General features: G+C 55.1%; 18 protein-coding genes and 2 pseudogenes. 14 read left to right on the forward strand and 6 right to left on the reverse strand.

The window, feature by feature from the left end:
• Together ACFWW2_RS02860 and ACFWW2_RS02865 are read right to left on the reverse strand one after the other, a co-directional pair.
• Positions 1 to 662 (reverse strand): annotated as a pseudogene (locus ACFWW2_RS02860) (IS3 family transposase); the annotation flags it as partial.
• A 425-nt stretch (positions 663 to 1,087) separates the two neighbouring features.
• Entirely contained in the window at positions 1,088 to 5,890 is a 4,803-nt protein-coding gene (locus tag ACFWW2_RS02865; protein WP_393925987.1) for a CHAT domain-containing protein, read from the reverse strand.
• Positions 5,891 to 6,893: 1,003 nt separating this feature from the next.
• Between ACFWW2_RS02865 and ACFWW2_RS02870 the strand changes: the two genes are divergently transcribed.
• The 6 genes from ACFWW2_RS02870 (at position 6,894) to ACFWW2_RS02895 (ending at position 9,834) form a co-directional block, all read left to right on the forward strand.
• Positions 6,894 to 7,091 carry a hypothetical protein gene (locus ACFWW2_RS02870; protein ID WP_393925989.1) on the forward strand — a complete coding sequence of 66 codons (198 nt, stop codon included), beginning with the start codon at positions 6,894 to 6,896 and terminating at the stop codon, positions 7,089 to 7,091.
• 52 nt (positions 7,092 to 7,143) lie between these two features.
• Positions 7,144 to 8,115, forward strand: a complete 972-nt coding sequence (locus tag ACFWW2_RS02875; RefSeq protein ID WP_393925991.1) for an IS1595 family transposase — start codon at positions 7,144 to 7,146, stop codon at positions 8,113 to 8,115.
• Between the two features lie 26 nt (positions 8,116 to 8,141).
• On the forward strand, positions 8,142 to 8,984 hold the full coding sequence (locus ACFWW2_RS02880; RefSeq protein ID WP_393925993.1) for a hypothetical protein: 843 nt from the start codon (positions 8,142 to 8,144) through the stop codon (positions 8,982 to 8,984).
• A gap of 1 nt (position 8,985) precedes the next feature.
• Positions 8,986 to 9,477: a type II toxin-antitoxin system VapC family toxin gene (locus tag ACFWW2_RS02885; protein WP_393926166.1), complete on the forward strand. Its 492-nt coding sequence runs from the start codon at positions 8,986 to 8,988 to the stop codon at positions 9,475 to 9,477.
• Entirely contained in the window at positions 9,467 to 9,616 is a 150-nt protein-coding gene (locus ACFWW2_RS02890; RefSeq protein WP_393925995.1) for a hypothetical protein, read from the forward strand. Before ACFWW2_RS02885 ends, ACFWW2_RS02890 begins: the two co-directional genes overlap by 11 nt.
• 62 nt (positions 9,617 to 9,678) lie before the next feature.
• Positions 9,679 to 9,834: a BC1881 family protein gene (locus ACFWW2_RS02895; protein WP_393926168.1), complete on the forward strand. Its 156-nt coding sequence runs from the start codon at positions 9,679 to 9,681 to the stop codon at positions 9,832 to 9,834.
• Here the strand turns inward: ACFWW2_RS02895 and ACFWW2_RS02900 are convergent.
• A complete protein-coding gene (locus tag ACFWW2_RS02900; RefSeq protein ID WP_393925997.1) occupies positions 9,831 to 10,013 on the reverse strand; it encodes a KTSC domain-containing protein in 183 nt (60 codons plus the stop codon). The genes ACFWW2_RS02895 and ACFWW2_RS02900 overlap by 4 nt on opposite strands.
• Before the next feature lie 798 nt (positions 10,014 to 10,811).
• A complete protein-coding gene (locus ACFWW2_RS02905) occupies positions 10,812 to 11,426 on the reverse strand; it encodes a hypothetical protein (protein ID WP_393925999.1) in 615 nt (204 codons plus the stop codon).
• A gap of 71 nt (positions 11,427 to 11,497) precedes the next feature.
• On the opposite strand from ACFWW2_RS02905, the gene ACFWW2_RS02910 reads away from it, so the two are divergent.
• Both ACFWW2_RS02910 and ACFWW2_RS02915 read left to right on the forward strand, forming a co-directional pair.
• Complete coding sequence (locus ACFWW2_RS02910; protein WP_393926001.1) at positions 11,498 to 11,698, forward strand: hypothetical protein; 201 nt, start codon at positions 11,498 to 11,500, stop codon at positions 11,696 to 11,698.
• 329 nt (positions 11,699 to 12,027) lie between these two features.
• A complete protein-coding gene (locus tag ACFWW2_RS02915) occupies positions 12,028 to 12,738 on the forward strand; it encodes a VIT1/CCC1 transporter family protein (protein ID WP_393926170.1) in 711 nt (236 codons plus the stop codon).
• Positions 12,739 to 12,952: 214 nt separating this feature from the next.
• Here ACFWW2_RS02915 and ACFWW2_RS02920 read toward each other — a convergent pair.
• A pseudogene (locus tag ACFWW2_RS02920) lies at positions 12,953 to 13,314 on the reverse strand (DUF932 domain-containing protein); the annotation flags it as partial.
• Between the two features lie 302 nt (positions 13,315 to 13,616).
• Between ACFWW2_RS02920 and dusA the strand changes: the two are divergent.
• From dusA to ACFWW2_RS02935, 3 genes are read left to right on the forward strand one after another with little or no spacing between them, the layout of a single operon-like run.
• The gene (dusA, locus tag ACFWW2_RS02925; protein ID WP_393926003.1) at positions 13,617 to 14,603 is read left to right on the forward strand and encodes a tRNA dihydrouridine(20/20a) synthase DusA; all 987 of its coding nucleotides are present in this window, start codon (positions 13,617 to 13,619) and stop codon (positions 14,601 to 14,603) included.
• A 12-nt stretch (positions 14,604 to 14,615) separates the two neighbouring features.
• Entirely contained in the window at positions 14,616 to 15,434 is an 819-nt protein-coding gene (locus tag ACFWW2_RS02930; protein WP_393926005.1) for a sulfite exporter TauE/SafE family protein, read from the forward strand.
• Positions 15,431 to 16,168, forward strand: coding sequence for a hypothetical protein (locus tag ACFWW2_RS02935; RefSeq protein ID WP_393926007.1), 738 nt, complete (start codon positions 15,431 to 15,433; stop codon positions 16,166 to 16,168). The genes ACFWW2_RS02930 and ACFWW2_RS02935 overlap by 4 nt, the downstream gene beginning before the upstream one ends.
• Here ACFWW2_RS02935 and ACFWW2_RS02940 read toward each other — a convergent pair.
• Positions 16,143 to 16,829 carry a helix-turn-helix transcriptional regulator gene (locus ACFWW2_RS02940; RefSeq protein ID WP_393926009.1) on the reverse strand — a complete coding sequence of 229 codons (687 nt, stop codon included), beginning with the start codon at positions 16,827 to 16,829 and terminating at the stop codon, positions 16,143 to 16,145. The genes ACFWW2_RS02935 and ACFWW2_RS02940 overlap by 26 nt on opposite strands.
• Positions 16,830 to 17,033: 204 nt before the next feature.
• Here ACFWW2_RS02940 and ACFWW2_RS02945 point away from each other — a divergent pair, with 204 nt between their 5' ends.
• The 3 genes from ACFWW2_RS02945 to tatC are packed head-to-tail and all read left to right on the forward strand — an operon-like array spanning position 17,034 to position 18,540.
• On the forward strand, positions 17,034 to 17,246 hold the full coding sequence (locus ACFWW2_RS02945) for a twin-arginine translocase TatA/TatE family subunit (protein ID WP_393926011.1): 213 nt from the start codon (positions 17,034 to 17,036) through the stop codon (positions 17,244 to 17,246).
• Positions 17,247 to 17,269: 23 nt separating this feature from the next.
• Positions 17,270 to 17,674 (forward strand): Sec-independent protein translocase protein TatB, encoded by a 405-nt coding sequence (gene tatB / locus ACFWW2_RS02950; protein WP_393926013.1) that lies wholly within the window; start codon positions 17,270 to 17,272, stop codon positions 17,672 to 17,674.
• Positions 17,671 to 18,540 carry a twin-arginine translocase subunit TatC gene (gene tatC / locus ACFWW2_RS02955; RefSeq protein ID WP_393926015.1) on the forward strand — a complete coding sequence of 290 codons (870 nt, stop codon included), beginning with the start codon at positions 17,671 to 17,673 and terminating at the stop codon, positions 18,538 to 18,540. Before tatB ends, tatC begins: the two co-directional genes overlap by 4 nt.

The following is an 18,540-nucleotide window of genomic DNA, read 5'->3' on the forward strand; positions in this document are numbered from 1 at the left end:
CCACTTCTGGTTCGGTCGATCGGCACGGAAGTCTCGGTTCAGCAGGTTCGGCGCAATGTTAAACGCATGGTTGCTATCGGTCGTCACCTTGTATTTCTTTGACCTTTCAACCCGAATGCCGTTCTCACGCATGAGCCTGCCGACGCGGCGGTGGCCAATGTTCAAACCAAGCTCTTTCAGTTCTTCCGTCATTCTCGGACGGCCGTAGCTGCCCAGGCTGAGACGAGACTGTTCCTTGATATGGGCCAGAACGATCATGTCTGTCCGTTGTCTTTGGCTGGCAGGTCGGCTGCGATAGGCGCGCAGGCCACGCTCACTGACATCTAAAACCTTGCAAAGACGGTTGGTCGGGAAATCGCGGCCATGCTCTTCAATGAACCTGAACCTCATGGCTTTTGGCTCGCGAAGAAGGCCGTGGCCTTTTTTAGAATATCCCTCTCCTCCTTGAGAATTCGGTTCTCGCGCCGAAGCCGTTCATTCTCACGAGCAAGGTCGAGGTCCTTGTCAGACACCACCTCAGTGTCTCGATGTGCCGTCACCCATTTGTTCAACGTCGATAATCCGACACCCAAATCTGAAGCCACCTGCTTGCGTGTCAGGCCACTCGTCAGCGCGATCCGCACCGCATCAGCACGGAATTCGTCCGTCCGTTTCAGTCCCATAGTTCGTCTCCTTTGTTGCAATAAATGCTATCAAAGGAGCGGCATCAAACCGCGACACGTCCAACACATAGAAGCCGCGAAAGATGCTGCGCCGAAGATCAAGCGCGGGTATTGCATGATGGGGATCGAATGAAGATGGAAGTGCCGTATCCAGTTTCAGAATTCTATTGTGTTCGGTTGCGGATCGATACGAACTAGGATCGAGGTTCCGCATCAAAATTCGAACTCCGTTCGATTTTTTTGGTCGTTGACGTCGTGTCAAACCAATTGACGAATACCCGCACGACCTTGACTGCCAGCACTGACAACATCTCCATAACAGCTTCCCAATTGGCGTTGAAATAGTGATCCTGCTCTGTTTTGGCTTTTGGGCGATACAACGCGTTTTTTAACCGCTTTCCAATTCGGCTTCATATGCGGAACGGCTAAAACTCGTCTTTATGTTCGTTTCGGTACGGCCACGTCAGATCGTTCAGGAATGTCTGGATCCGCGTCATCCAGATCTGCTGTCCAGTATCACGCGACATCGCCTTGAGAAAATGTACATGTTCGCGAATCGATCGTGCCTGGCCAAAGGCCGCTCCACGATTCCAGGCAAAGCAGAATCCTTCCTCAAAGCGTTTGAAAATTGCTTCCCGCTGGGTTGATCCGGCCAGCATGCCACGTAGAATGTCGATTTCAGCTGGCAGAACCGCAGTCCAGAACCCTGGAGAGTTGTTCTCATGTATGGTGTTCTGGGCTAGCATCTGGGCAAAGATCGCCTCAAAGGATTGCCCTTCCACATCCTTTGAGCCAAGTACGACGTGGCCAGAGAGCCAGTTGAACGTTGGATGCGGTGTCAATCGGCTTGGATCGCCTGCAGCGGCAAGGTCCTTAGCAGATTTGTAGTATCCAATCATTTCCTTCAGTGCAGTATTTTGAGAGGCCTTTGACGCGCGTGTGAGGACTCTTCGCTTGCACACTGTGCCCTTGAGAGACTCACGACGCTCGCTGAGTGCAGGCACTTCCTCGGATCCTAACATTTTGTCGAGATCCTTGAGACATTTGAGCGCTGCAGAAACGGTTCGCCGTTGCGCCTTGACACGTTCTACCACAAGCGCATCCGCAGTTTGTTTCGCGGCACCCTCCGCGGCCTCTGCCGCGTGCACGGCGCGGCTCCAATCATAAGTCGCAGCGCGGACTTTCAAGTGCTCCAGCAATTCGATGGCATCCACGGTCAGCGTTGCGCGATAGTTGGCACGGGCTCGTTCCAGCAACTTGATCGCAGGTGCAAAGACGTCAAGCTTGGCATAGGCGCGGGCAACAGCCTCACACCAGCGGGCGTCGCTTTCCCAAGCGGGGTCTGCTCCTTTCATCAGAGCATCGAGCTCAGCCACAAGATCGGCACGGCGGCGAATTCCACTGCCCACGTCCCGTGCGATGTTGATTGCTGCCTTGCGAGCATGAGCAGACGAATAGTAGGTCTTGGCACTGTTCCCGTTTCTGGTCCCATCTTTTGGTTCTTTGAAGCGATATTCGGGGTCTCCGTAGCATTGATAGGCGCCCCACGTATTTGTGTCCGGATGGTGTTTGAACACCGCCATCCGGGCGTGGTGCACCGCGTCGCCAAATGACCAACCATTCAACATGCTGTCATAGAATTCTTTGGCAAAAAGATCTGCAGCAGCATCATCTACCGCCCATCCGGCGGCAATTACCGCCCTCACGCCCTTGTCGATCAGAGTTCGGCTGAGATCAGCTGCGATTGGGGCAGTGTTCTCCTCGATCCGGCCAATGTGACAGCAGTTAAGGAACACAAACTCTGGCACGTATTCCATGTTCCGAAATTCGGCCGAAGTCAGGCTCACCCCGTCAGACAAAACAAGACCCGCCTTCACATGGCCGCTCTTTTCTTCATACACACCGTGCGCGGCAAAGTGCATGATCTTGTACTGTGTGAGCATGACCTCCTTTAGGACGGTCAGCCCGTTTTCTGAGCGGATCAGCGCATTTACGTTGAACCCACCGTGCCCCTTGATCTGTTCGGCTACCCGTTTGGCTTCCCGCTCAGCCCCGCGCAGAATGGGCAAACTGCTTTTGGGGTCACCCACGACAAGCACGTTTTTGAACCGGGCCCGAGGCACTGTAGCGCCTGGCGACACAAGTTGACGTATGACTGGTGTGCGCACGACCAAGGGACGAAAGTCTTCTTCTGCCGTATTTTGGTAAAGGCCATCACCAAAGACACTCACGGAGTCTTCCATCAGCTCCCAGGGGACGGCGGCCGTGTTTTCGTCAAGAAGCAACTGGATGTTCTGGTCATTCTGGGCGAAGGCCTTAAGTTCAACTGGGATCATTAGCTGGAATAGAAGCTGTCCCAGCGAGCGATCCGTAGCGGTGGTCTTTCGGCTTTCGGCAAGCAATTCATCGATGACATCCGCCTGAACGGCCGTTTTTTTGAACTCGGCTTTGGCCCCATCCGATATCACGGTAAAATCCAACTGGTCAGGGTTTCCTTTATCATCTGGATCCTTAGCGCGTGACACGCTAATCCGCTGCCAGGTTCCGCTTTCCAGGCCAAAGTCCATCCGCAAGAGCGCCCCGTCCCCAGATTTGATTTTGCGATCGAAGTCAATCAGCCCCGCAACCGAACCGTTGAGACTGGAATTGTGCAATGCGCTGGCCGCCTTGAACGCTGTATCCTCGTATATCTCGACAAATTCCAGACGCGCAATCGGCGTGTCTCTCAGTGCAATATTGGCGTCTGCTACAGCCTCCAGAATGGTTTGCACCGACTGCTGGATTGTCATGTTAGCGCCTTTGTGGCCGATCACCAGCGTTGTCAGGCAGATGGGTTCCATTTCTTCGTGGGTATTACCCTGTTCCACGGCGCGGCGCCGCAGGGTCAGGGCGTACCGCATTACAGCGCGATTCACGGTCTTACGCAGCTTTCCTGGCGTAAGATCTCCAAAACGGCCCAACCCCGCTACGACTGCGCCAGCCGGGTTGCGGCCCATACGAAGGACCACCTCACATGTCTCAATCTCTCCTGGATAAAGGCCCAAATTCCGTACATCGCTCAAATTGTGACCCAGACAACTATCCAGTGCTCCTTCGGCGCCATTAATTGGGTCGCCCATGTAGTGGCCCACTAACACGGGATGCTTTGAAAAGCGCAGGTCGCCATGGACCATAGTGACCTTGGTCCGCTGCGGTGTGTCATCGGCTGGGCCTCGACGTGGCGCATCTGCGCCTATAAAACTGTCTAGCAAGTCTGTTGCGTCCGGGAACACGTCGAGGTCTCGGTCCGGCATGACAACGGGACCGGCGGCGCCGTCACGAGATGCGACGAGCGGCTCTGTAGAGAGCACAGAGGTATGCCCTTTGTTCAACAGATCGAGAATTGCCGGGAAGGCCGAAGTTGTTCGCGCCATGTCTCCGTGAATCGCATTCATGTAGTAAGGCTCAATGCCCTTTGGAATACCCGTGGCCCAGGTGACAGTGCCATCGCCTTGGTGAGTACCGAGGAACTGAACACGATTAGAGCCTTTTGCCTGTTGATTGATCTTCAAGTCAGACGGCGTCGGCTCCTTGCCCAAACCCGCGACATAGCACACCAAATCGGGATCAAGTTTTTGCCGTCCAAACAAGTCATGAGCCTTGCGCGACTCTGCAAACACATTGCTTGGCGGGACTACCCAATCACCGTCGTCCTGTCGGCTTAGCGTCTCCCACGAGCTCTGCTTCAGGTAATGCCCGTTGGCGTCGGAAGGCAAAAGTTGCGCTGGTCCCGGCATCGAGGTGACGATGTCCAGCAGTTCTTCAAGCGAATGTGTCACATCGAGCGCGGCAAGCTGGCGTATGGCCTTAGCGCGGCCGAGCATCGTATGTATCATTGAAAACGCGCCGCCATTGGGTGTGCCAAGCATCACAAAGCGGCTACCATCCCTGCGTTTGATTTCGGCCCAAAGCTCAGGTTCGGCGTCGATGAAGGCGCGCACCACTAGCCCGCCCATCGAATGCGCCAAAAAACGGATGGGTTGTTCTGTCTCATCCAACGCCTTGCGCACCTGCTCGGCCAGATGCACGGCTCCGGTGGTCAATACGCTTTGCCTCCAATCGTAAGGGAACAGGATGACGTCATGGCTGCGAGACAGGAATTGCGCAAGATCGCCATAGTATCGATCCATCATCTCGTCCGGTGTCACGCCGGTCCCTGGCATGCGTAGGCGGCTCAGGCCGCCTGTTGCCATGCGGAATGGGTTCGACCAGATCCATTTCCGGTCGTGGCGCAGGTGGGTTCCCATCACGCCCGGCAGATAGAAGCACACAGGTAAGGTGCCCGCATCGCGCGCCCGTGGTACATCGATCCCGGTCTTCGGAAATTCAGCAAACAGGTTTTCGCCCGCGTTGTCCGCGATCGGCAATGGAGCTGCCGAGTTGGCCGCAGTCAAAATTGCATCGCGGCTGGTGTCATCGCGGAAGTAGCAAAAATGGGTGATCTCTGGTGATACGACCGGGGTCACCGTGGGCGGCGTTGCTCGTTTCAGCCCTTTGCTCATTGATGGCGTGTTCACGACAAAGTCGTTTTCGGAGCCGAAGAAGACATCAACAGCCAAGTTGCGTAACTTGCGAAAAATGCCTTTGCCTTCGTTGTCGCCTGCAATCACATACAGTGAACCCGATGACATCACATCCGCCTGATTGAGCAGCTTTACAATCGCTGACGTTGGCATCATCGCCTCAAGACCTGGCAAAGTGTCATTTTTTGCCTTAACAAACCCAATCAGGAAAGCCTTGAGCAAGTCATAGGTAACAGACGCCCTAAGTGCTGGAATGAGTTCGAGCGAGTTGAGCGCCACTGAGAGGGTTCGATCCAGACGCTGTGAGGCGAGCGTGGTGCCCCCAAGCGGACCCGCGATACGGATCAGCCGTTCGACGGTGATTTTCTTGCGTGTGATCGCCTTGCTTAGCCTCTCAAGCGGTTCGGTCTCCTCACCACCATTACTAAGGATCGCGAGATCGATGTCGTCGTAGACGTCGCCGGGTGTCATCTTCCGCGTGTCCGGGTCAAACCGTGCGGCGCGTGCGACCAGTTCAGCCACTAGGCCGCCACGCGAATGGGACAGGAGCGACAGCTTTGCTCCCTGCGGCAAACCTTCGACTAACTCGATCGCGTTCTGTAATGGGTTGTCAGTGACGGTCGCGTGTTCCAGTGCAAAGATGCCTGCGGGAAACGCCGCTTCCAAGGCCGACCAAAGGTCCGATTGTCCCTCGGGTGTGTCAGCCAGATCGCCAAAACTGCCCTGGGTCGACGAAAAGGTGCCATGGACTAGCACCAACATCGGCTTGCCGGCATCGATGGCCGAAGGTCGTGCCGAGCGAAACGCGATACTGGGACCGTCACTCGCATCCTGGCGGACGCAGCGGTGAAACCCGAGATTAAGCTTACCTTCGATATGGCGTGCCACGGTCAGTGCCGTCATTTCGCCTGCTTTGCCTGCAAAGCTGGATTTGATGACCTTGACGCCTTCAACGGCCAAGCCAGCCCCATCCCGCGACGTTGTTGTATCGCCCAAATGTAGTGTTCTCGGCACAAGTAGCGCCTGATCAGACACTGACCTGTCGGCGGTTGCAAAGTCCTCGCGCGTCGCCTCCACCGACTGCCACAGTTTCATCCCCCCTTCGAGGCGAATTTCAACAATATCATCATCGGCTAGTTCACCTACGTCAGTACGGGCGTCGATGGCCGAGCCATCGCGCGACGTACCCAACCACGTTTCATGCGTTTCCGTGACGTTTAGAATGTCCTTGAGTTGTTCTGGTACATCCTCCTGTCCAGCAGATGTTACTGCTACTCCTGGCAATACGAATGAGGTCACCGCGTAATCTCCTACCAAAAATCAATAAAATATGGACTGAATATTACGCAGAAGAATTGATTTGAGTAAAGCATTGTGGATTGCGCCAAGGAAACCGGTTCGCGGTTGACTGGGGGGGAGAGATGATGGACCTAGGTTTACAGTGTGACAAAACCCAACCAAGGATCTTTCCGTAGTGGGCTAGAGGACGTTTATCTCTCGGGCTAGCTGTATTGTACGGTCGCAGGCATGTATTGATGATGATCAGCGTTAGATGATCTCCTCAAGCATCGGAAAAGCTTAGGTGTCTGACGTCAGCGCTTATGGGTCCAAGTAGGGTCATTTGCTAAGAGAGTGTTTGTTGCTCATCGTAGCCACTGAGGAGTGGACGATGAGAAAGACAACGAAGAGCCATGGCGAGAAGATCGTCAAAGACATCAAGCGCGCGACGCGTAAGCATAATTCAGGCTACGTCAACAACGGTCATCAGAGCAATCTTCTTCCCAACTGGCAGAACAAAACGGAAGCCGAAAGTGGTGGTTCTGTTTCCATTGGCAACCATGTCTTTTCTGGGCGATTGTATACTTGACAAACCCAAGGATATTTCCTATCTATAATTCATAGAGTTAAAGGAAACCACCATGTCTGTTCTATCCGCCCCATATATGCACGATGAAGCCGCAGCCTTTGCGCATGTCGAAAGCATTCTCTGGGCCAATGGAACAGTTTGCCCGCACTGTGGTGTCGTCGATAGCGCCTACAAACTGCAAGGCGTTCGCACCAAGCCCAGCAAGAAGAACCCCGAAGGTAAAGAGCGCCACGGCCTATGGAAGTGCCGCGATTGCCGTGGTCAGTTCACGGTACGCAAAGGCACTATCTTTGAAGAAAGCCACCTGCCACTTCACCTGTGGCTGCAAGCCATTCACCTGATGGTATCCAGCAAGAAGGGTATCAGCAGCCACCAGCTACACCGTGTTCTGGGCATCACCTACAAGTCCGCATGGTTCCTGACCCATCGGATCCGTGAGTGCATGCGTGATGGCGCTCTGGTGGGCTTTGGTAACGGTGGTGGCGTTGTTGAAGTTGACGAGACATTCATCGGCAAGGAACCAGGCGTAAAGAAGGCTAAGAACGCCCGTGGCGGCGATCACAAGATGAAGATGCTGACACTGGTGGACCGCGAAACCAAGCGCGCCAAGTCTATCGTGGTGGATGATCTGAAAAAGACAACGCTGATCCCGATCCTGCAAGAGAACATCGCCCGCGAAGCCTATGTCATGACCGACGAAGCCCGCCAGTATCAGGGCATCGGTGCTGGCAAGGTGTTTGACGCTCATGGTTGGACCAACCACAGCGCAGGTCAGTACGTTGATTATGCTGATAGCGAAATCCACACCAACACCGTCGAAGGCTTTTACAGCATCTTCAAGCGCGGCATGAAGGGCGTGTATCAGCACTGCGGCAAGCAGCACTTGCACCGCTATGCGGCAGAGTTTGATTTCCGCTACAACAACCGCGTTGCGAATGGTGTTGACGATGCTGAACGCGCGCACATCGCACTTAACGCCGCGGTAGGCAAACGACTGCTTTACCGGGACTCATTGGGCGCGTAGAATCGGTGCCGGAGGCGCAGAAAACAATGAAACCAAAGAAAATCACTGTCGAGGCTTCCCCGGAGCACCCGGATATTCTCGATATTCGAGACGCCATGCAGCAAGTCATGGACTACTTCGATCTTCTTACGGACCGAGGGCAGTCTGACGTTGTTTGGAATCTGGTTTTTGCAAGCACCAACTCCCCGTTCACCGCCGAAGGCGCACCGGTGGATTTGAGAACCAATGCGCCCGCCTACGGTCAAGTTAGAGATCATGTGGCCGTAATTGAACGGGGGCTTGCCAGACTGCAGGAGGGCCGTCCTCTAGACTCTGATTTTCCGCAAGAGAAGCGCGAGATTGCGAAAAGGATACTAATGCGCAACCTCAATGGGATAGGCCGCACAATCATCGACTTGGGAGATGACGCGATATATGAGATTCAGCCCAAGCAAGCTGAGCGATCCCTAGCGGCAATAAACGGAGAAGACGATGAGGAATACGAATACCTCTTCAGCACATTCTCTCGAAAGGAGATTGGGTCTATTGAGGGCCGGATTATTGACCTCAGCACAGACTACGATGAACCTTCCATAAAACTTAAGGAGCATCGAAGCGGGCGCGAAATTCAGTGTCGAATTTCCAGTGACGCCAGAGATGAGATTGAGAATAGTTTGACGGCGGGCGATGTGTGGACGCATCGTAGAGCGCGAGTCCGAGGCGTTATCAACTACGATCCCAACGGTAAAATAGTTCGCGTCTATGATGGGCGCATTGCATTTATTGAAACCAAGGGCACAAGGCTCTCTGATCTTCGTGACCCCGAATTTACAGGCGGACTTCCTGCTTACGAATACATTGACAAGCTGAGAGAGAACGACTTTGGCTGATGTGCCGAAATACTACTGGGATGCATGTCTTTGGATCGAATTGATTACCCAATCAGATACTGATCGGGTAGAGCGCTGCCGTCATGTTATCGACCTTGCGAAGCGCGGCGAAGCAGAATTGTGGACCTCAGCTTTTACATTGGCAGAGGTGTGGAAGAAGAAATGCGACAAGGCGGCAGTAGGCATTCAAGAAGAGCAAGACAGGGCATTTGAAGATTTCATTGAGGAAGAGTTCATCAAGAAGATCAATGTCGATGTAGACGTCGGCAACTTGGCACGGCGCTTACTGCGCAAACATCCAGGTTTGGGAAAGCCGCAGGACGCTGTTCATGTAGCGAGTTGTCTGCTGGCGAACTTAGATGAGCTTCACACCTTCGACGGCAGAGACCTGATCAAGTTTGACGGAATTCTTCCACGGCGAGACAAGGTTCGCTTGAAAATATGCCCGCCCCCATCTCCGCCACAACCAGAAATGTTTCCAGATGACGACTAACAGCAAATCCCAACTAGACCGCTTCAAAGAAGCCGCCCGCGAGATCGGGACGGACGACGATGAGCAGCGCTTCAACGAAAAGCTAGGCAAGCTGGTGAAGCAGAAACCAGCAGAAAAAGACGACCGCACGAAAGATTAATCGGTTCACAATGGCAATCTGATACGGTATCATAATACCACAAGGAGATTGCTATGAATGACATGTCATCAGTGCCGACCCTGAGAGATATTCCCACATGTGACCTTCAGCGTGAGTTATCACGCCGCGAAGGCGTTCAAGCTGTGTTCTTAGGACCTGATGACAAGCTGACAAAGACGGTGCAAGGCCCCGCATGGGTGACAGTCAATCGGGATTAGTAACGATCTTTGATGTAGTCGTTGTAGAACTCACCCTTTGACCGCGCTGCAAGGAAGGCGTTGTAAACGCTCTCCGGAAAGTTGGGGTAATCATAGCGCCCGCTTTCGTGGAACCAGATTGAAAGCGTTCCGCCGCCCCACTCAATACGGCTTATGGCTGATGAATTGACAAACGGCATATCTCGAATCTCCTTAAAGCAGAGTCCGAGCATCCCCTAGCTGGGTGGGTTTGTCAAATATACAATCGCCCTTTTCTGGTCGCACACAGGATGAGCGCTGAGCGCTCATCCTAGTTCTCTCTACCGTAAGCATTCGTTTTTGGGCGGCTTACACACTTTTGTTTTTAGTTTGTGCAGTGAGAACCGTTATGTACCTTCGGTAAACATAACTAAATGCCAAACGGATCGCACTGTGGACCTGCACCTGTAGATGGTGCATCGTCCAGCAAGATACGCGCCTCTGATCCTGAACATGGGGGTAAATAATGCTCTTCAATTGGCCCCAATACGTCAGGTTGGAAGTCCGTGGCATTGTATTCTCTAACTTCGCGGTTAGGCACATTTAGCGGAGGGAGCTCTGGCCTCGGCGGAATGTTACTGATGACAGATGGGCGATCCCTTTTGCCGATTTTTTCGTTAGGATCAGACCCGATATCCAACGGTTCATCCGCAAATGCCGCGAACGCAGCCGCCACGTATACAAAAAATGTGAATACAGCGCAAAAAGGTGCCTTCATTGGTTTTCTCAGATACCAACCCACGCAGGCGGGTGGCTTCAACGCTTGGAAACCTAATTGTTAGATGGTGGTTCTAGAAGACTTGAATCTGGCGAGAAAGAGCCAGGAGGAGTTCAACTCCTTACTCTTACTGCTAAATTTTTTTGGATACACGCGCTATTCTGCAGTTCATTACTATCTATTTCAGTAAATTGATACTGAATGTCTAGAGTCGTATGGCGGCTTAGAACACGCTCGCCCTCTAGTCTTCGATGAGATCGAAATCGTCCCCGCTCGACTTCTTTCTAGAGCTCTTTTTCCTTTCCGACCGCCTGGGGCCCTTCGGCACGTATTCATCGCTCAACGCACGCTCGACAAGCCATGTCGCGGTGTGCTTGGGAAAGCCCTCTCCGTAGTGACGAATGAGATTGATATAGCTGAACTTGACTGCTGAGAGTTTACAGAGTTCTTCATTGGTGTCGGAATTTCTGACCACCAAGCCCCCGCCTTTTGGTGCAAGTTTGATGTTGCTGTCATTCAGCCGTTCAGAAAGCTCACCCCATGTCCTTGTTTGGGCAACAGCATCCACAAGGATTCTTCTCAAAACATCCAATTGGGTATCGTCCGCATCGCTCGTTTCCAGTGTTTCGGCTTTTGTTGTATCAACGCTCTCATCGTTGGAAACCCTGCTTTCAGGGACGACTTGGACTGCGTTAATTACGCTGGCCGTTACAGAATTACTGTTCGAGGAACCCTCCAATTCAAAGGTCATTTCGGGTAGCACTGTTTCCCAGTTGTCCCGTTTGAGGTACTGAACGAAGTTTTTGTCGTTGTCTGCCTTGCCCCAACGGATGACCGCGCCGACTGCCCCTGACACAAAGACATGCCCTGCTGGGGGTTGTCACGCTTGGGCCATGCGACCCAACGGTTGACCTTGAAGGTTCTCCAATGTCCATCGACCGTCGCGTTGGAGCAATCGGATTTTATCCCCCACCTTTGCGGCAGCGATGGCACGGTGTGCAGGGTGGTGTTGGCGGCTTGTCGATGTCTGCGTTCTTGACATTGCTGACGGTGCCGCCGCTGTTGCGCCTTTGCGTGCGCAAACTGGTGGCGGAGGATGGGATACAGGACCGGCTGCAGGCCGCATGATCCGAGGCATGCTGGATAATTCGGCGTGATTGAACCCAATTAAACAGATTTGCATCAATCCATCTCAATACCGTTTTTGATCTCGGGAGTACTCTCGAAGAACCTCACACCGTTTCATGCGAGCAAATCTCTCGACAAGACTGACCTGTTTTGAATTCGGATATGCGCGGCGAAGGGCGGGTTTGCCCGCAAATTTGTTTTTGAGCAAGACCGCGATGAGCCGTGTTGCTGAGACCGTCCGGATCTAGCCCAGAAAAGTCTGCAGGATTTTGATCTGGATTAAAGCAATGCCTGCTGCCGGCTCTAACCTGAGAAAAGAGGAGACCGCAGTGACTGAGCATGGGCATACCCCACAGGAAATCGCGCATCGAATTGGCGCCCCAACTGGCAGAGGCGTGCTGAGGGACGCAGTCTATGGAGCGATTGATGGCGCCGTCACCACATTTGCAATTGTTGCTGGCGTTGCCGGAGCCGGACTCTCACCTTTAATTATCGTTGCTTTGGGAATAGCCAACGTCCTGGCGGATGGATTTTCCATGGCGGCGGCCAATTATTCGGGGACCAAGGCAGAGCTCGATAATATGCGCCGCATACGCGAGATTGAGGAGCGTCACATCCGAGAGTTTCCCGAAGGAGAGAGACTCGAAGTCAGAGAAATTCTGGCAAGAAAAGGCCTGACGGGAGATGTCCTAAGACTGGCAACTGACGCTGTAACGCAAGACCGTGAAAGATGGATCACTTTGATGATGGAGGGAGAATATGGTCTGGGCGGTGTTGATCCACACCCGTTCAAATCCGCCGCAACAACGTTCATCGCGTTCCTGATCGCCGGCAGTGTTCCTTTGTTCCCGTTCATTCTCGGATTGAGCAATGCATTTGGGATCTCGGCCATAATGACTTTGGTGACCTTTTTCGCAATTGGTGCGTTGAAGAGCATCTGGTCTCTTAGTCCTTGGTTGCGATCTGCTTTAGAAACCCTACTCATCGGCGGTCTTGCCGCGGTAATTGCCTTTTATGTTGGGACTTTGTTCCATGCTTAGAAAGCGTGGGGCATCTGCCCAGACCTACTGTCGCTTTCTTGTCGTAAGCGACAGTTAAGTTTCATAGACTGTAGGTTCGACCAACTCCGAGCTTTGCACGCACGGCGAACTGCAGCAGTGCGGGCAACGACTGCAGCATCGAGACTTAGAGCCGGAGGTTGGCTCAGGGGCGGAGCCCGCGCTTGCACAGGAAGTCCTGACGGTACTGGTCCTAACGCGCGACGATCTTCTCGCGCGCTGCGCGGATGCCGTCGATAAAGGGTGCGGGCGAGGAGTCGGCGAAGCGGCTGGGGGCCGGGGCGGCCTCGTGGGCGAAGTGGGAGGCGGCGTATTTAGATTGCCGGATCGTGATCCCTTGGAAGTCCTCGACGCCGCAGAGGTTGCGGTTCTGACAGACCGCACGCGGGTAGAAGTTGGCGATGCCGAGCGTTTTAGCGCCCACCTCGGAATTCCAGCAGTAGAACCCTCGGAAATAGAGGTCGGGCGAGCCGTTGGGCGGTAGTCCTGCCTTGATCGGGTTCAGTCGTCGAAGAGGAACAGGAACACGTCGCGGTTGGAGCCGTAGAGCGTCATCGTCTATATGCAGGTCGACGAGATCGCCAAACGTCGCGAGGCGGGCGGCGGATGACTTGCTCGGTGGCAGGCCCTGATCGACAGGTGTCTCCGCCCGACGGGCCCATTTGTGGGCGTCGTCACGACGGTGAAAGGTCGCAGCACGGCCAGCGGCCCTTGCGTCTGATCTGGACCCGGTATCCACCTGAGGGAAGCTTGCTTATAGTGGCCATATCGTGTGCGCTGGTTGTGCAATGAGTCGTCGAAAAGGGGCAAATCAGGGGTATTCCGGCGTAGTAACTTTGCCCCTCAATAGTTTGAAAAAAATGAAAATAAATCAACATGCTAGACTTTCTATCGCCCCGATGATGGATTGGACGGACAGTCATTGCCGCTATCTGCATCGCCTGATGTCGCGCCACTGCTTGCTCTATACTGAAATGGTGACCGCACCCGCGGTGATCCACGGGGATCGCGATCGGCTTTTGGGCTTTGATCCGGCAGAGCATCCTGTTGCGTTGCAACTTGGTGGTTCCGATCCGGCGCAATTGGCCGAAGCCGCCCGAATTGCAGCGGATTATGGCTATGATGAGGTTAACCTGAATTGCGGTTGCCCCTCTGACCGCGTGCAGTCGGGCAGTTTTGGCGCTGTGCTGATGGAAGATCCGGACCTCGTTGCCCGCTGCTGTGCGGCGATGATCGCTGCGGTGGACATTCCTGTCACCGTCAAATGCCGGATTGGCGTCGACGATCAGGATCCACGCGAGGTGCTGCCTGATTTTCTGACGCGCGCCAGCGCGTCCGGGGTCGACCGCTTTGCCATCCACGCCCGTAAGGCTTGGCTGCAAGGGCTGTCGCCAAAGGAAAACCGCGATATCCCGCCGCTGGATTATGACCTCGTCCTACAAATGAAGGGTCTTTTCCCGCATCTGCATTTGTCGATCAATGGAGGTATCGCAAGCCTTGATGCCGCCGAGGCGTTTCTGGCCCAGGGTTTGGATGGTGTGATGATCGGGCGTGCGGTATACCATGCGCCGACGGATATCCTACGCGATGCCGACGCTCGAATTTTCGGGGATCCGCTTGGCCGATCGGCAGAGGATGTGGTCGTGCTGATGTTGCCTTACATCGAAGACCACGTTGCGACCGGGGGGCGCCTGCATCAGGTCACCCGTCATATGCTTGGGCTGTTTCAAGGGCGGCCCGGCGCGCGGGCCTGGCGCCGCTACCTCTCTGAAAATGCCCATGCGGATGGCGCGGGGGCAGAGGTCGTCGTTCAGGCGTTGCGTCAGATCACCGCTCAGGCTGCTTAGAGGGTCCCGTTGATGGAAGACATGATGCTTTTGCTGATCATGGGCGCGATGCTGTTGGTCATCGGCGCAATTGCCGGTGTTTTGGCGGGCCTGTTGGGGGTCGGTGGTGGAATCGTTCTGGTGCTGGCTTTCTTCTATGCTTTCAACGCGCTGGGATATGATAGCCCACAACTCATGCAGCTTTGCCTTGCGACATCGCTTGCCACGATCATAGTAACCTCGCTCAGATCCGTGTTTGCACATGACCGAAAAGGGGCGGTGGACTGGTCGATCCTCAGGACCTGGGCCATTGGCATTGTCATCGGCGCGTTGGCGGGAGTCTTTGTTGCGTCCCTGCTCAGATCGGCCGCGCTGCAAATGATCTTTGGCATTCTGGTGGCCGTAGTCGGTGTCTATATGATTTTCGGGCAAAGTCACTGGCGGCTCGGGCGGCGCATGCCGACGGGCATCACACGTGCTGTCTTGTCACCCGTGGTGGGTTTTCTGTCTGTTTTGATGGGGATCGGGGGTGGGTCGTTCGGGGTTCCCGTCATGACCTTGTACAATGTGCCCATGCACAAGGCCGTTGCGACCGCATCGGGTTTCGGCGTGATCATTGCCGTGCCGTCTGTTCTTGCCTTTCTCATGGTCGACATCCCCGATGCGCCCCCTTTCACATTTGGGTCAGTCAACCTGCTTGCCTTCGCCTTAGTGGTGGCCATGACGCTGATAACCACACCATGGGGCGTCACTCTGGCGCACAGGATGGATCCGCAGCCGTTGCGAAAAATATTCGGGATTTTTCTGACACTGGTTGCTTTGAACATGCTGCGGCAGGCGGTCGGATTATGACGTCATCCCTTGTGCGGGATGGCTATATCGTCTTTCCGGCGGAGGAGGCTGTTCTGCGCTGGGCACAAGCAGCGCACGAGGTTGCGCATAGGGTTCTAAATGGTCCGGGTGAGCGGCGACATGGAGGTACATGGTTTGTCGGCGTCGATGCACTGCCTAATGCCCTCGACGGGTCAATTTCCGGCGTCCCGCTGGCTGGAAGCTGGCTTGATCATGTTGATCGGCCGGCAGAGTGGCATCGCGCCCAGTTATCGGTGGTGTTTCCCGGCTATCCACAGCGTGACGCCGACGAAAGCGAAGCCGCACATCGATATCGGCGCGACAGGGATGCGGCACATGTAGACGGTTTGCTGCCGGAAGGGCCGGATCGCAGAAGACATTTGCGTGAACCACACGGGTTTGTCGCAGGCTTGCCCCTCAATACGGTGACGGCCAGCCCGCTGGTCGTTTGGCGTGGGAGCCATGCGATTATGCAATCGGCATTTCGGGCGAGATTTGCCGGGGTCGAACCTGAGCATTGGGGCGATATTGACGTGACGGATGTGTATCAGCAGACCCGTCGCACGGTTTTTGCCGCGTGTCACAGGCAGCCTCTCGCGGTCGTGCCTGGGCAGGTCGTCTTGTTACACCGGCACCTTTTGCACGGCGTCGCCCCTTGGAGGGAAACGCGCACCATGATGCCCCGCATGATCGCCTATTTCAGGCCTGTCATTTCGCCGGCGGACTGGCTTTAGCGGCGCTCCGTCGCGTGTTGTAATCCGTCAAGGATTTGCCAGGTTCATCGACAAACAGGCTCGGCAGAATGCGCATCTCCGCAATCTGATCCACACGGATATCGTCAAATTCCTTGCTGGTCTCGCACCAGACAACACAGGTCCAAAGGCGGCCCCAGTAATCCAATTGCAACGGGCGCACCGTCAGGTGTTGATCGTTCAGGACCACCTCAAGTTTCTGGCGGGTGCGTATGGCCTGCCGGATCACAGGAAGATGCTGAAATCCGCGGGCGGCGTCGGCAAATGGATAAACGGCAAAGCCATAACTTGCCGGGGCGCGGCTGCGGTCTTCTGGCATCACCGCGTCCAGCTTGGCCGACAGGGCACGGGCCGCTGCTGACAGTTCGGTATCATCGCTGTGTCCGACCGCGCTCAGGCCCAGATGCAGTGCTTCGACCTCCGTCATGGTGAGGTTCAAAGGGGGCAGGGTGATCGCCGCAATGACCCGGTAGCCAATACCCCGTTCGCCTTCGATCGGCACGCCGGACGCCGCGAGCGTTTCCATATCGCGATAGATGGTCCGCAGGGAGACCTGCGTCGCCGCGGCCAGATCGCCAGCCTTGTGCAAGCTCCCGTCACGCAGGATCTGAACCAGCTGCATCAGGCGGTCGGCGCGTCGCATGAAAATCCTTTCGATTCGGGGGAGTTTTGCCAATTTTCTGACAACTGACAAGTTTTTGTCACGATATTACAAAATCCCTTATGAAAAAGGACATTGTGGCATGAGGTTTGTCCGATTTGGTGCTTCCATTGACCGCAATACGGCCCTATTTGTGAGCCAGACAGTCAATCCGTGCGGAACAGACCTCCGCCAAAGGAGAATGAGATGCTCAACAATATCGGCCTTCCCGGCCTTCTACTGATCGCGGTTGTGGTGCTGGTCCTGTTTGGGCGCGGCAAGATTTCCAGCCTTATGGGCGAAGTCGGAAAAGGGATCACCGCCTTCAAGAAGGGGGTGGATGATGGCAAGAAAGAGCTTGATGATAGCATGGCCAGCGCCAAGGATGTCACGCCCGAAGAAGAAAAAGACAAAGCCTGATTGCCTGAAAAGGACCGCGCCTGATGTTTGGCCTTGGCATGAGTGAGATGGTGCTGATCGGCATCGTGGCCCTGATCGTGATCGGGCCAAAGGACCTGCCCGGCATGTTCCGGGCGTTGGGTCAGTTCACTGGCAAGGCCCGCGGTATGGCGCGCGAGTTCTCGCGGGCGATGGAGGCAGCGGCGGCTGAAGCTGGGGTCAAGGATGTATCCAACACGATCAAGGCCGCGGCAAACCCGCAGCAGTTCGGCGTGGACAAGATCAAGGAAGCCACTGGCATGACCAAGGGCCCCGCGACACAGGCGCTTGCCGAGGAACGCGAGGCCGCGAAGGAAAAGATGAGCGACGCCATCGCCAAGCCACCGATTGAGCGTAAGGCAGGAGAGACCGAAGCAGCCCCCGCAACCAAGCCCGAGGCGGACACATGAGCGCCACCGACGAAATCGATGACAGCTCTGCCCCGCTGCTCGAGCACCTGACGGAACTGCGGACCCGGCTGATCCGGTCGGTCCTCGCTTTTATCGTCGGAATGGTGATCTGTTTCACGGTCTGGAACCCGGTTTTCAATTTCCTGACCTTTCCTTTGTGCGACGCATTGGCGGCCCGCGGACAGGAATGTGACCTGCAGTTCATTGCGCTTGAGGAAGGTTTCTTTGTTGCGATTTCCATCTCGCTATTGGGCGGTCTGGTTCTGGGGTTCCCGTTTATCTCCTACCAATTATGGCGGTTCGTCGCCCCGGGCCTTTACAAGAGCGAGAAGGGGGCATTTCTGCCATTCCTGATCGCCTCGCCTTTCATGTTCTTTCTTGGCGCGGCCTTTGCCTATTATGTGATCACGCCACTGGCCTTTGGGTTTTTCCTGGGCTTCCAGCAGCCTGGCAGCCTGGTCAGCGGGACCGAAGGCAGCACACAGGCCGCGGGTATCCTGTTTCAGGGGTCGGCCAAGGCCTATCTCAACCTGACCATTAAATTCATCGTCGCATTCGGCCTTTGCTTCCAACTCCCTGTTCTGCTGACCTTGATGGGCAAGGCGGGGCTTGTATCGGCACGCGGTCTGCGCGGCACACGGAAATACGCGGTCGTGGGCATTCTGATTGTCGCAGCCCTTGCGACACCGCCTGATGTGATCTCGCAGGTTATTCTGTTCGTCGTGGTCTATGGTCTTTATGAAGTGTCGATCCAATTGGTGGCCAGGGTGGAGCGCCAGCGTGAAGCCAAATTGCGCGCCGAAGGGCTGTGGGATGACGATCTGCATGGCGAAGCCGCCATGGATGACGAGGATACCAAAGCGTGA

This window comes from Yoonia sp. R2-816 (assembly GCF_046762905.1).
In the GTDB taxonomy this organism is placed as follows: Bacteria; Pseudomonadota; Alphaproteobacteria; order Rhodobacterales; family Rhodobacteraceae; genus Yoonia.